10 protein-coding genes are annotated in these 13,083 nt (G+C 60.5%); 6 read left to right on the top strand and 4 right to left on the bottom strand.

Annotation, left to right across the window (positions count from 1 at the left end; all coding sequences use genetic code 11):
* Window positions 1-92: 92 nt before the first annotated feature.
* The 3 genes from ACFE70_RS12980 to ACFE70_RS12990 form a co-directional block, all read right to left on the bottom strand.
* Complete coding sequence (locus ACFE70_RS12980; RefSeq protein WP_375418180.1) at window positions 93-1,154, bottom strand: phosphatidylinositol-specific phospholipase C1-like protein; 1,062 nt, start codon at window positions 1,152-1,154, stop codon at window positions 93-95.
* A gap of 257 nt (window positions 1,155-1,411) precedes the next feature.
* On the bottom strand, window positions 1,412-3,001 hold the full coding sequence (locus ACFE70_RS12985; protein ID WP_375418181.1) for a RagB/SusD family nutrient uptake outer membrane protein: 1,590 nt from the start codon (window positions 2,999-3,001) through the stop codon (window positions 1,412-1,414).
* Between the two features lie 313 nt (window positions 3,002-3,314).
* On the bottom strand, window positions 3,315-6,377 hold the full coding sequence (locus ACFE70_RS12990; protein WP_375418182.1) for a SusC/RagA family TonB-linked outer membrane protein: 3,063 nt from the start codon (window positions 6,375-6,377) through the stop codon (window positions 3,315-3,317).
* Window positions 6,378-6,770: 393 nt separating this feature from the next.
* On the opposite strand from ACFE70_RS12990, the gene ACFE70_RS12995 reads away from it, so the two are divergent.
* Window positions 6,771-8,363, top strand: a complete 1,593-nt coding sequence (locus tag ACFE70_RS12995) for a cellulase family glycosylhydrolase (protein WP_375418183.1) — start codon at window positions 6,771-6,773, stop codon at window positions 8,361-8,363.
* A gap of 80 nt (window positions 8,364-8,443) precedes the next feature.
* Here ACFE70_RS12995 and ACFE70_RS13000 read toward each other — a convergent pair whose 3' ends face one another.
* The gene (locus tag ACFE70_RS13000) at window positions 8,444-9,121 is read right to left on the bottom strand and encodes a hypothetical protein (RefSeq protein WP_375418184.1); all 678 of its coding nucleotides are present in this window, start codon (window positions 9,119-9,121) and stop codon (window positions 8,444-8,446) included.
* Between the two features lie 210 nt (window positions 9,122-9,331).
* On the opposite strand from ACFE70_RS13000, the gene ACFE70_RS13005 reads away from it, so the two are divergent.
* From ACFE70_RS13005 to ACFE70_RS13025, 5 genes are all read left to right on the top strand, one after another.
* Window positions 9,332-10,480 carry a BamA/TamA family outer membrane protein gene (locus ACFE70_RS13005; protein WP_375418185.1) on the top strand — a complete coding sequence of 383 codons (1,149 nt, stop codon included), beginning with the start codon at window positions 9,332-9,334 and terminating at the stop codon, window positions 10,478-10,480.
* Window positions 10,481-10,577: 97 nt separating this feature from the next.
* The gene (locus tag ACFE70_RS13010) at window positions 10,578-11,168 is read left to right on the top strand and encodes a methyltransferase family protein (RefSeq protein ID WP_375418186.1); all 591 of its coding nucleotides are present in this window, start codon (window positions 10,578-10,580) and stop codon (window positions 11,166-11,168) included.
* Window positions 11,169-11,515: 347 nt separating this feature from the next.
* Window positions 11,516-12,109 carry a Spi family protease inhibitor gene (locus tag ACFE70_RS13015; RefSeq protein WP_375418187.1) on the top strand — a complete coding sequence of 198 codons (594 nt, stop codon included), beginning with the start codon at window positions 11,516-11,518 and terminating at the stop codon, window positions 12,107-12,109.
* Complete coding sequence (locus tag ACFE70_RS13020) at window positions 12,106-12,489, top strand: C10 family peptidase (protein ID WP_375418190.1); 384 nt, start codon at window positions 12,106-12,108, stop codon at window positions 12,487-12,489. The genes ACFE70_RS13015 and ACFE70_RS13020 overlap by 4 nt, the downstream gene beginning before the upstream one ends.
* Before the next feature lie 178 nt (window positions 12,490-12,667).
* A partial coding sequence (locus ACFE70_RS13025; RefSeq protein ID WP_375418188.1) for a hypothetical protein occupies window positions 12,668-13,083 on the top strand: 416 nt, incomplete at its 3' end.

The following is a 13,083-nucleotide window of genomic DNA, read 5'->3' on the forward strand; positions in this document are numbered from 1 at the left end:
AAACAACGATTGGATTAGTGCCGCAAGCGAGATGCTTCGCTGCGCTCTGCATGACCGCCTTTCTTGCTTACTGTCCTGTCCCCACGCCCCAATTAAAATAATGGGTTCAGGCGGAAGTATTTGCCGTCGGCGAAGCTGATGACGTAGTCTGATTTGAACCGGGCGCTCTTGATGTAGTAGTCCGTGCTGATGATTTGCGCCCCGGATTGCTCGGCGGCCTCGAAGCTGCTGCGGTCGTTTTGGCGGGCCTCCTGGGTGTCGCTGTCGGCCCGGGTACGAATGATGTAGCCTTTTTCGACCAAGGCCTTGATGGCAGTGGCATCTTTCTTTGCGCTGTTCATAATGTAAATAGCCGCTTCCGGCGTGCCCGGCTCGGCATCGGCGAACAGCAGCCGACCTTTGAGCGACGGGTGGCCTTGGAGGTAGGCCGCGCGCTTGGCTCCTACCTCATCAAGGACGAACACGAACTTGCCCTCAGCCGCTCGCAGCGTGGGCCAGTGGCGGTGCAGCACTGCGCTTTCCAGCGTGGGGTAGGAGCCGCGCACCTGGTCGGGAGTGATGAGGCGGGCGGCCCCCAGGTTGTCGAGAATTTCCTGGTCGAGGGCGTCGAATACGGCCGGCGTGAACGGCTCCGGCACCGTGAAATTCGGCCGCTTCAGGGGCTCGTCCTTGGCGTTCATGGTGATGAAAACCGGGTGGTGGCCGGGGTGCGCCGCCGACCACTTTTTCAGTTCCCGCAGACAATCCTTGAACGTGGGGCAGTTGCTGCGAAAGTCAATATCCTGAATGTGAAACACCTTGAAGCCGGGCTGCTGCATGGCCCCGGCCGCATCATAAGGTGGCTGTCCGGGAGCCAGCTCCAGGCCCTTGGGGTGGGAGTACTTGCCGCCTTTAGCGTCGGCGTACACGTCAATCTCTAACGCTAAAAGGCCCCGGTCCAGCTGCTCGGTCAGGCTGGGGTGGCTGTAGTCAATCTTGCTCATGCTGAGCGAATCCGCCTTTTGCAGCACGCGAAACAGCTTCGGGTCGATGGCCTGCTTGTAGCTGTTGTGCGAGCCGATAACCTGAATCTGATTCAGTTGCGGCTCTTTCTGGGGGCGGAAGGCCAGCGCCGCGGCCAGCAGCAGGCTGCCAATAAGCAAAGTAGATTTCATGGAAGCAAGGCGAAAGGGGAGGGTCGCTGGGTTTAGAGCGGTTTCACGTTCCAGGAGCTGAGTTAAAAGTTGAGAGTTAAAATCCTGTAAAGCATAGAATTTTAACTCTCAACTTTTATATTCATCGTGAAGTGGCTTGCGAGAACGGTGTAGGGTGCGGGGCTTGCCCCCGCCCGTCGTTGAACGGTTGGAGCGGTAGTCGTTCAACGACGGGCGGGGGCAAGCCCCGCACCCTACTTCGTGAGGAGGATAACTCCCTAATAACCCGGATTCTGCTGCAAGCCGGGGTTGAGGCGCAGCTCGATGTTCGGCACGGGGTAGAGCCGGCGGAACTCCTTTTTATCCATTGAGAGCACGTCGTTGGGCAGCGGGTATTCGGTCTCAAACTGGCCGTAGCGAATCAGGTCATTGCGGCGCCAGCCTTCCCAGAACAGCTCGCGGGCCCGCTCGTCCAGCAGCCCGTTTAAGTCAATGCTGGTGGCGGCGCGGGCCCCGGCGCGGGCGCGGATTTTATTGATGAGCACCAGCGGGGTTTGCAGCTCGCCGCCGACCGCCGTGGCCGGGGCTCCGCGCAAAATGGCCTCGGCCTTCATCAGCAGCACGTCGGCTAGGCGCAGCACGGGCACGTCGTTGCTGTTGAGGCGGGTGGCCTGAATGATGGTCGGGTCGGGGTAGTACTTGATGGAGCGCACGCCCTGCGCCTGCGAGGCGCGGGTGTTGCCCACGTCCATCGGCTTGGGCGGCACCAGCGTCAGCACCGGGTTGATGACGATTTGCTCGGTCGTGCCGGGGTAGTAGGCGGGCTGGTTGGTGAAGCCGCCGTTGCCGTCGGGCAGGAACTGCGGGCCCGCCAGCCAAGTCGTCGTCCGGAAGTCGCCCGGCAGGTTGAAGCGGGCGTAGAACTCCGGCGTGGTGCTCATGGCAATGCTCAGGCCCACGTTGAAGCCGTAGGCCTGCGTCAGGTAGAAGAAGAAGCCGAAGCGGGTGAACTGGTTGCCGGCAATCTGCTGGTCGTAGGGCACGGCGAAGATGGTTTCCCGCACCTGGGGGCCGTTGTTGGGCAGGAAAATGTCGCGGTAGCGGGCGTCGAGCCCGTAGTTGGGGTTGCGCAGCACGCTGTCGGCCATGCGCACCACGTCGGGGTAGCGTGGCGTGCTGACGTACACCTCAGCGTTGAGGTAGAGCTTGGCGAGCAGGGCAAACGCCATTGCTTTGGTCGGGCGGCCGTACTGTTGGGTGTTGGCGGCGGCCACGCCGGTTTTGGCCGGCAGCCGGGGCAGGGCGCCCAGCAGCTCGCTTTCCACGAACTTGAACACCTCGGCGCGGGGCTGGGTGGCCGGCGCGCTCGGCGCCGGGTAGTCCGTGACCAGGGGCACGTTGCCGTACAAATCGAGCAGAAAGAAGTAGTAGAGCGCCCGCATGGCCCGGATTTCGGCCAGCTTGGCTTCCTGCTCGGCGGGGCTGAAGCCGAAGTTGGCGGTGATGTTGAGCAGGCGGTTGCAGGTCGTGATGCCGCCGTAGGCCCACTGCCAGATGCCCAGCACGTTGGGGTGGTCGGGCGTCCAGGTGTGGTAGTGCAGCTGCCGGTACTGCCCGCCGTCGTCGAAGTTGCCGTCGCGGGCGGGCAGGATAGCCTCGTCGGTGCTCAGCTCCTGCATCCGCCAGTAGGGCACGGCGTAGCTCGCCGCCAAGTTGGCGTAAATGGCCCCGACGGAGGCGTTGTAGTCGGAAATGGTTTTGGGGAAGTTGGCTTCCACGAACTGCGACTCGACCGGCACGTCCAGCTTTTCGCAGGAAAACGTGCCCAGGACCAGCAGCACGGCTGCGGTTAGGGTAGCTTTTTTCATAATGATGCGTTGGCGGCGAGGAGGGGGGGTAGGGAAAATCATTCAAAAGGCGGTCATGCTGAGCGCAGCGGAGCGGAGTCGAAGCATCTCTACCGCGTAGTAGTCCAAATGCGAGAACGTCATGCTGAGCAAAGCCGAAGCATCTCTATCGCGGACTAATCCAATCGTTGTTTACCAGTGATTACTGCTGCGGTAGAGATGCTTCGACTCCGCTGCGCTGCGCTCAGCATGACGTTCGGTTAGCTGGATTACTACCCGCCCGAGATGCTTCGCTGCGCTCTGCATGACGTTCTTTTTTCCTACCCTATCCTCCTTAAAAAGAGGCGTTCAGGCCCAGAATGAACGTGCGCGTCTTGGGGTAGAAGTTGTTGTTGTCGATGCCCGGCGTCAGGCCGCCCAGGTTGACTTCGGGGTCGATGCCGCGGTACTTGGTCAGCACGAACAGGTTGTTGGTGGCCACGTAGAGCCGGATGGCTTTCACGTACTCGGTGCCCGGCTTGATAGTGTAGCCCAGGGCGGCGTTGTCGAGGCGCAGGTAGGAGCCGCTCTCCAGAAACCGGTCGGAGATGAGGTAGCCGTTGATGTCGTTGAACGATTCGCCGAGCGTGAAGCGGGGAATATTTTGCAGCCGGGCGTCGGCCGGGTTGTTGAGCGAGGCCAGCGTGGCGTTCAGGATTTTGTTGCCCAGCACGCCCCGCGCCAAGAAGCTGAAGTCAAAATTCCCGTAGAAAAAGCTGTTGGTGATGCCGTAGATGAGCTTGGGCTGGGCGCTGCCGGCCACGCGCTGGTCGGTGGTCAGGGGCTGGGTGGCCGTGGTGCTGCCATCAGCCTTCTGATAAGTGCTGACGCCTCGCTCATCCTTGCCCAGGTAGTGCCAGAGCAGAAAAGTGCCAACCGGCGAGCCGGGCTGGATAATCTGGCTGTAGTTGCCCGACTGCCCCTTGCCGCCGAGCTGCGCGGTTTGGATGGAAGAAATGGTGAACCGCTCGGTCGAGAGGTTGTCGATGACGTTGCGGTTGTGGGCCAGGTTCAGCCCCGTGCGCCAGGTGAAGCGGGCCGTCTGCACGGGCACCGCGCTCAGGGTCAGCTCGACGCCCTTGTTGGTCATCTGGCCCACGTTGGCGGTGTAGGTCGTGTACTGAAATTCGGTCGAGGACACCGGCAGCGCGTCGTTGATCAGGTCGCTGGTTTTCTTAAGGTAGAAGTCGAGCGAGCCCGTGAGGCGGTTGCCGAATAAGCCGAAGTCCAGGCCCAGGTTGGTCGTGGCGGTGCTCTCCCACTTCAGGTCGCGGTTTTCGTTGCGCACCGCGTTCACCACGTTCGAGATGACGCCGTTATTCAAGTACTTACTGTTGCCGGGCGGCGTGCCGTAGATGAGCAGGGCCGAAAAGGCGTCGAAGCCCTGGCTGTTGCCCGACACGCCGTAGCCGGCCCGCAGCTTCAGGTCGGAGAAGAGGGGTAGGCGCTGCATAAAACCCTCGTTGATGAGGCGCCAGCCCACGGACGCCGTGGGGAAGTAGCCGTAGCGGTTGTTGGCGCCGAACGCCGACGAGCCGTCCCGGCGCAGCGTGGCTTGCAGCAGGTAGCGGTCGGCGTACTGGTACTGCACGCGGCCGTACTGCGAGATGAGGCGCAGCGTGGAGATGGGGTTGTTCTCGAAGGCAATCTGGGCCAGCGACGAGGGGTTGGACAGGTACAGGTTGTTGTAGCCCAGCGCGTTGTTGGCGAAGTTCTGGGTCGTGATGCCGAAGCCGTCGTTGGTGCGGTCCTGCTGGTAGGAGTAGCCGGCCAGCAGCTGCCAGCCGTGGAGCCCGAAGCTGCGGTCGTAGTTGAGGAAGGATTCGAGCACGTCGTTTTTGCTCAGGTACTCGTTGCGCCGGGCCACGCCGCCCAGGTTCACGGCCAGCCCCGACTGGCTGTTGAGGTAGGAGTTGAAGTTGTTCTGGTCGCGCTGGGTCGAGCCGCTCAACGTCAGCCGCAGCCCGTCCAGGATGTTGACCTGCACCAGGGCATTGACCAGGGCCTTGTTGTTTTTGGTGACGTAGGTGTTGTTTTCGACCAGCGAGAGCGGGTTGAGCGGGCCGCTGCCGGTGCGGGTGAAGTTTTCCTTGTAGGTGCCGTCGGGATTGAGGGGGCCGACCGTGGGCAGGTAGAACAGCATCCCCGACAGCACCTGCGGCTGGGGCAGGTCGTTCTGGTTGCTGGTGCTGTTAATGATGTTGAGGCCTAGCTTGAGCCGGTCGTTGAAAAAGCGCTGGTTGAGGTAGCCCCGGTAGATGAGGCGCTCCAGGGACGTGCGCCGCAGGATGCCGTCGTTCTTGAGGTAGTTGACGCTGGCGCCGTACTCGGTATTGTTGGCCGCGGCGCCGAACGAGAGGTTGTGGTTCGTGGAGTAGGCGGTGCGCTGCACCAGCTTCTGCCAGTTGGTATTCGCGCCGTCGTCGTCGGTGGTCGTGGTCAGGGCCCGCACCTTGTTGTCGGCCAGGTACTGGCGCAGCTCGTCGCCGCTCAGCACGTCGATTTGGTTCGAGACGTTGTCCACTGCCCCGTAGGCGCTGTAGGTCAGCCGGGTCTGGCCGGCGCGGGCCCGCTTGGTGGTGATGGCGATGACGCCGTTGGCCGCGCGGGCGCCGTAGATGGCGGCCGACGAGGCGTCCTTGAGTACATCGATGCTTTCGATGTCGTCGGGCGCCAGCAAGTCAATTGAGGCGCCGGGCACCCCGTCAATCACGTAGAAGGGCTCCGTGACGCCCCCGTTCACGGTGCGGATCGTGGAGGGGCCCCGCAGAATAACCGACGGCCGCTGGTTGGGGTCGCCGCTCTTGGTGATGTTGAGGCCGGCGACCTTGCCTTGCAGCAGCTGGCCGGGGGTCGTGAGCACGCCTTGGTTGAACTCCTCGGATTTTATCGACGTCACCGCCCCGGTCACGTCCCGCTTATTAGCCGTGCCGTAGCCAATAACGACCACGTCCCTGAGCTGCTGGGCGTCCTTGGCCAGCCTGACGTTCACGACGGTCTGCGTCCCGGCCGGCACCTCCTGGGTCACGGTCCCGACGAAGGAGAACACCAGCACGTCGCTGGGCTTCTCGGTTGTGATGCTGTACGTGCCGTCGGCCCCGGTCGCGGCGCCCTTGTTCGTGTCCTTGAGCCGCACCGTGACGCCCGGCAGCCCCGCGTTGGTGTCGTCCGTGACGGTGCCGGTGATGGTTTGCTGGGCAAACCCCAGCGCCGGCAGGGTCAGCAGCAGGACCAGCAGTAGGAGGCGCGGGAACCCGCCAGGCGCTGGAAGACAGCTGTTTGGGAAGTAATTGTTTTTCATAAAGCCTTGACTTTGCGAGTGCTCATAATAGGTGCCGCAAAGCAACAGCCAGGTCATTATCTTAAAATGAAGCAATGATTACTCTTTGTACTTAGCGTAGATTTTTAGGTACTCCTAGTGCCTAATAGGTGGCCGTGTAGAGCGCAGCGAAGCATCCGGCGTGCGTCGTTGGGATAGCAATCGGCGGTTGACAGTGATTGAAGTTCTTCAGCCGGCTCAAACAGGTTCGGGATTTGGCTACGCGCTATCAGAAAACGACCAGTAGCTTTTGCGGAACGGTTTATTTTATCCCAGCCTTACTCTGGCTTCGCTGATGGTCCGTGCGGTCCGACTACCTACCTTTATCCAACTAACTCTCAACCCCCTACGCGCGCCATGCCTACATCTACTTATTCTCAGTATTCTCGGTGCCAAAGCCGGAAATCCTGTCGCTTGCAGCGGGCGCTGCTCGTGCTGCTGATTTTGACGGGCCTGGCCAACTCGGCGCTAGGACAAAGCTTCTTGCGCGCTGACGGTCCTAAGATTGTGAATGCCAGTGGTCAGGAAGTCATCTTGAACGGCATGAACCTGGGCGGCTGGGCCCTGCAGGAAGGCTACATGATGAAGCCCGGCTGGCAGGGCCTCAACGGCCGCCAGACCCAGGGAACGGTGAAGCAGGTGCTCTACAACGCCGGGATGAGCGATGCGGCGGTGGAAGAATTCTACCAGAGCTACCGCGACAACTTCATCACCAAGCCCGACATCGACTACATCGCCTCGCTAGGCTTCAACTGCGTGCGCCTGCCGCTGCACTACGACCTGTTTCTGACCTCCGCCCAGCGCGCCGTGCGCAACGGGGTACTGCGCGGTACTGTCACGTATGACGCCTACGTGGCCTCGCTCACCGAGGCCTATAATGCCAATCAGCTCTTCCAGGACCCGGCTAACCTGGAAGCCATCCGCATGATTGACAACCTGCTGAATTGGTGCGCGGCCAACAAGATGTACGTTATCCTGGACTTGCACGCCGCGCCGGGCGCGCAGGGCACCGACGCCAACATTGCCGATTTGCTCCGGCCGCTGGACTTTTGGAACCGGCCCATCTACCAGGACATCACCAATCGGCTGTGGGCCACCATCGCGCAGCGCTACCGCACCGATGCCCGTGTGGCCATGTACGACCTGATAAACGAGCCCAACAACGTGCCCAGCAACCCGCAGATGCACGATGTGTACCAGCGGCTCATCAACACCGTGCGCGCCCAGAATGACAACCACCTGGTGATGATTGAAGGCAACGGCTGGGGCAATGACTATAACTACCTGGAGCCCTACACCTTCCCCAACGCGACCAATCTGGTGTATAACTCGCACCGCTACAGCGGCACCGGCTACCTGATGGATAACGGGGTAAACTCTACCCAGCCCGGGGTTAATAACTTGCGCTTCCTTGGCAACCTCACGGCCTTCCGCACCCGGCACAACGTGCCCATCTGGGTGGGCGAGACCGGCGAGAACACGGCTTCCTGGATGAATGAGGCCGCCCGCAACCTCAACTCCGTGGGCATCGGCTACTGCCACTGGACCTATAAGCGCTTCGAGAATGGCCCCAACGCGGCCCTGATGCACATCAACCCACCCTACATCGTAGACGGTCGCTTCGGCTTGGGGCAAGTACTCCAAAATATCAAGTTTGCCAACTGCGTGCCCAATCCGAGCACCGTCAGTGCCGTTTCGCCAACCCCCAATAGCCTTGTGAACTACCCTGGCGGCGGCAGCTACGACGGCAGCAGCACGGGCCTGGCCACGAGCGCCGCCCGGAAAAGCGGCTCCGGCGCCTACCCCAACCCCGTGCTCAACCGCCTGACTTACGTGCTGCCCGCCGGCCTCAAAGTTCACCGCCTCACCCTGACCGATGCCACCGGCCGCGCGGTGCTCACCCAAAGCATTACGACCGCCAGCGGGGAGCGCAGCCTGGATGTTTCGGCGCTGAAAAGCGGCTTCTACCTGGTGCAGCTGAGCGGGGCCGGCTTCAGCCGGCAATTCAAAATCGTTAAGCAGTAGCTGCTTCTAGGCACTGGACTCAAAGGCGGGGTAGGGCGCGGGCCACGGGCCAGTTGATTTGATTGGCTTTACCGTCGTTTCTACTTGGGAGCTTGCAGCGCCAGCGTGGTTGTGTTATTGCCGCGGCGCAGCACCAAACGGTTGGCGGTCTGCCGGAGCACCCGGAATTCTTTCACCGTGCCCGCGGCGTACAAATCGCCGAATTCGGCTTGTAGATATACTTCATAGGCGGTGTTTTGGGCGGGCCAGGGCTGCCGAAGCATCTGCCAGCCCACACACGAAATGACGATTTCCTGCGGGTCCTGGGTCCGGGCGAGGCGCAGCGTGGCGCGGCCGGCCGCACCAACCGAAGTGCCCTGCATCGTACTGCGGACCAGGATGGTGGCGCCAGCCAGCGGCTGCGGGGCGTCCCGGCCCGCGCTGCCCCGCACCTGAAACGTGAGCGAGTCCGGGTGGGTTGCGGGGCCGGGGCGGGTTTGCACCTGAGCGGCCGGGCCCAGCGGCTGCCCGTCGAAGGTGAGCCGGAGCTGCTTGCCCCGCAGCTCATACGTACCGGCGCCGTGCTTGCTGGAGCTAATATCGTCGGAATATGCGAAATATTCAAACCGCTGGCCGGGCAGCCGCCGCAGCTCCCTGCTCTCGAATGATAGCACGCCGGGGCCGGGGTCTTCGACATACTTACCAGTGGTCAGGGCGGGGCGAGTGGCGCAGGCCGACAGCCCAAAGAGGAGCGGGAGTACGCGGCAGTAGCTTTTCATTGGTTGGCGGGGCCTGGCAGGGTGACAAAGTGCGTAAAGTACGTTACAAGTGAGCGACTCTGTTTTTCTTCCCAGTCAATTAGCTGCCACCAAGTTGGCTAACGAATCAGGCGGCCCAAATCCGGCGGCTTTCCCGGCGCCGTAGTTCAACCACCCGGTGTTCCTTTGGACTGTTCCTGTCCGATCTTGTCCTTCATGCGGATATTTTATTTGCTTCTGCTACTGGCCGCTACCCCAGCGTTGGTAGCCCAAACGTTATCCGCGCCAGCGCCCACGCCAACCCCTACCCCCCTCGCGCCCGCCAAGCCCAAAGCTGACCGGCCCAGCTTCATTCCGTTTCCCATCGTGTTTTCGCAGCCCGAAACGGGCCTCGGCTACGGGGTGGCAGTGCTGCCGGTGTTTCGGCTGGGCCCTGATTCGGCCACGCGCAAGTCCAGCGCCCGGCTCATCGGCTGGCGCACCCAGCAGCAGCAGAGCCTGATGCAGCTCACCCACAGCGTGTTTACGCCCGGCGAGCGGTATTTTATGTCCGGCGAGGCCAGCTACTACCATCAGTTCCCGATAAACTACTACGGCACCGGACCCCAAACCAGGGTGGCCGATAAATCAGTTATTGAGTATAAGGTCTTCATTTTCAACCAGCGTGCCCTCCGGCGGCTGGCCCCTGGTTTGTTCACCGGCTTGCAGTATCGGCTGACCGACTTGCGCGACGTGCAGCTCAACGAAGGCATAGCCGGGGTGCCCGACCGCAGCCGGCTCTACGAGCGTCCAGCGCGCGAATACGCCCAAAACACGCGCATTTCGGGCCTGGGCCCGGCCCTGCTCTACGACCGGCGCGACAACGTGCTCAGTCCGTTTCGGGGCAGCTACCTGGAGCTGAGTGCTCTGTTCAACAGCACGGCCTTGGGCAGCGACTACCGCTTCGGCCGCTACCTGCTCGACGCCCGCCATTTCCGGCCGCTGGGCCAGGACCACAAAACCATTCTGGCGGCGCAGCTCGTCGGGCAGTTCCACGGCGGCAGCGTGCCGTTTCGGGAACTGGCCAACCTGGGCGGCGGCAGCCTGCTGCGCGGCTATTACGAAGGCCGCTACCGCGACCGGCAGCTGCTGGCCGCGCAAGTCGAGGTGCGCCGGGCGCTGTTCGGCCGCTTCAACGGGGTGCTCTTCGGTGGGCTGGGGCAGGTGGGCAACACGCTGGGCGAGCTGGCCGGCGCGGGTCGCGGCGGCGTGAAGGCAGCCGGCGGCGCGGGCCTGCGCTTCCGCTTCAACCGTCGCGACCGCCTCAACGTGCGCCTCGACTACGGCGTGGGGCGCGGCGGCTCCAGCGGCGTGTATTTCAGCATTGGCGAGGCATTTTAACGGTTCAGCTCCTCACCTGACCTGAAACAATAAGGTCCCTACCCCCCTTTTTGCAGCTATAGAGTTGAAAGGCGCGGCGGCACGGGCGTTTGAGATTATGATGCTACTGGCAATCTACTGGACCGTTTATTTTGCCCTGCACAGCCTGCTGGCCGCCACCTGGCTTAAAGACGCCGTGGCCCGGCGCTGGCCCAGGGGCGCGCGCTTCTACCGGCTGGCGTACAATCAAGGGTCCGTCTGGGGCTTTTTGCTGATTCTGCGCTACCAAAGCCAGCTGCCGGAAAGCTGGCTGTTCCGGCCCGGCGCCGGGCTCACGGGCCTGGCCTACGGCCTGTTGGCGGCGGGCCTGCTGCTGGCCGCCGCCGCGCTGCGCGGCTACGACGTGGCCGAGTTTGCCGGCTGGGCCTACGTGCGCCGCGGCCTGGCAGCGGCCGATGTGCCGCTGCGCACCCAGGGCCTGAACCGGCTGGTGCGCCACCCGCTGCACCTGGGTTTTGCCGGGGTGTTGCTGGGCTTCTGGCTGCTGGCGCCCACCACCGCGCGCACCGTGTTTCTGCTCTGCAACTTGGCCTACCTGGCCGTGGGCACCTGGCTCGAAGAGCGCAAGCTGGCGTTGCGTTTCGGCGAGGCCTATGCGCAGCACCGCGCGCAGGTGGCGCTGCTGCCGACGCGGTGGCATGTTAAATAGTATAATTATATTATATAATATATTAATATATTTTGTAACAATATTAAGAGCGAGATACAGAATTCAAATTTTAATCTTACATTTAATGCCATCCTTGCAATAGTGTCGTCTCTACTCTATTGCTTACTGGCACATCAGCCTTAATAATATTAGATAATTGTCCGGCTATTTTCTTTCTTTTCACTCATTCCAACCTTTTATGAAAAACCAACTACGGTTTAGGGCGTTGGCCTTCGTCATTGGCAGCCTGCTGAGTCTTGGGTTACCCTCGTGTCAACAGGACGAGGCTTATAGAGCTTCCCAGCCCAACTGCCACTAACAGCGATGCGCAGCTGCAAACGGATTCCATGTTCGTCTCACTGGCTGAGGCTAGTGAAGTTGCTTTGAATGCCTTTACCGAAGGGGCACCTTCCGCTCAGCAAGGCACGGTGGCAAGTGATGGAAGCCGGGAAGTAAAGAGCAATCAGAAACCCAAGAAAAAGGCGATTCGTGTGTACAGCGTTGTGCAAGAAGAGGGCGGCCCCGCCTTTTATGTTTTCAACTACAAGGAGGGGGGCTGGTCAATTATTGCCGCTGACCGCCGCCTTATGCCAGTGCTCGCCTATGGCGAAACCGGAACCTTTGAGGGGGAGGCAATGACGGCCGGATTGCTGAAGTGGCAAGAAAGCCTTAAGACAATAACTCACGATGTGCGCTCAACCAAGCTAGAGTCGAGCAAGGCAGCTAGGCAAACATGGAAACGCCTAAAAAAGAACAGCGCTGGCGACGTGACTACGAATAGATTGCCGACAGAAGACCCCGGACCGGTAGATTACACTTACACGGTGGGTCCCCTCTTGACTACCACTTGGGACCAGGGAGCTGGATATAACTACTACTGCCCAACTATGAGTGGGGAGAAGATGGCAAGGCTTACACTGGTTGCGTCCCCACAGCCATAGCGCAGGTAGTGCGCTATTATCAACATCCCAACTGGTATAATTGGGGAGCAATGGCCAACTCGGTACCTAATTATGGTGCACCTAACGAGGTAGCGCGATTGATGTCCGATATTCTCAGGGCGCCAGAGCTTCACATTATAGCGAGGGAGACTTACACCACAAGCGGCACTAGCGCTAGCAGTACCGATATCAGCGAGACGTTTAAGAGCAGTGCTTTCCAGTATCGCTCCTCTAATCGCGAAGCCTATGATTACTTAAAAGTCAAAGAAGAGCTTCGTTATGCCCACCCGGTTATCTTGGATGGATGTAATAATAAAACAGTCACTTTTTTTGTTCCTCGGTACACCAACTGCCATGCCTGGCTATGCGACGGCTACTAAGAATCCTCCTACAACGGTAGCGGATACCTTCTCTTTCACATGAACTGGGGTTGGGGGGGCAATAAGAACGGGTGGTTCTCCTTCAATAATTGGCAGATTACATTCTCTAACGGGGAAACTCGTAACTATCAGAATGACAATGACATGATTGGCAACATTCGGCCTTAAGAACAGTCTCATGAATATCACAATCAGACTGCTTCTTATAGGGCTGACTCTGCTTGGCGTTGCTTGTCAGAAGAATGGTCCCAAGGATTACGTGCGGGATATTCCGGACAGCTTTGTATTCGCAGTGCTTGACAATAAGGGCCAGCCACTACTGACCGCCCCCGACCAGAAAGTGGTGCTTTCCTTCCGCCAGAATGGACAACGCAAGGAAATCACCGAGTATCAGTTGATGGCTATTCCGGCTGGCTATCCGCCCGGCGGCTACATCTACTCGTCCCGCGACCCTGCGTTTTTTAGCGCTGGCAATGGAATTCGGGAATTTTATCTGGAATTAAACAGCCGGGTTGATACCGTCTACTTGGAGGTTGAGATGTACGCTTCCCTAAATAGGAAGCCAGTTTGGAGTAGAGAAAGGCGTACTTTCAC

This window comes from uncultured Hymenobacter sp., assembly GCF_964243305.1.
In the GTDB taxonomy this organism is placed as follows: Bacteria; Bacteroidota; Bacteroidia; order Cytophagales; family Hymenobacteraceae; genus Hymenobacter.

What these genes read in the sequence shown, in the direction of transcription:
- ACFE70_RS12985 (WP_375418181.1), bottom strand. Translation starts at nt 3,001, where the DNA reads ATGAAAAAAGCTACCCTAACCGCAGCCGTGCTGCTGGTCCTGGGCACG.
- ACFE70_RS13010 (WP_375418186.1), top strand. Translation starts at nt 10,578, where the DNA reads ATGATGCTACTGGCAATCTACTGGACCGTTTATTTTGCCCTGCACAGC.
- ACFE70_RS13000 (WP_375418184.1), bottom strand. Translation starts at nt 9,121, where the DNA reads ATGAAAAGCTACTGCCGCGTACTCCCGCTCCTCTTTGGGCTGTCGGCC.
- ACFE70_RS12980 (WP_375418180.1), bottom strand. Translation starts at nt 1,154, where the DNA reads ATGAAATCTACTTTGCTTATTGGCAGCCTGCTGCTGGCCGCGGCGCTG.
- ACFE70_RS12990 (WP_375418182.1), bottom strand. Translation starts at nt 6,377, where the DNA reads ATGACCTGGCTGTTGCTTTGCGGCACCTATTATGAGCACTCGCAAAGT.
- ACFE70_RS13015 (WP_375418187.1), top strand. Translation starts at nt 11,516, where the DNA reads ATGTTCGTCTCACTGGCTGAGGCTAGTGAAGTTGCTTTGAATGCCTTT.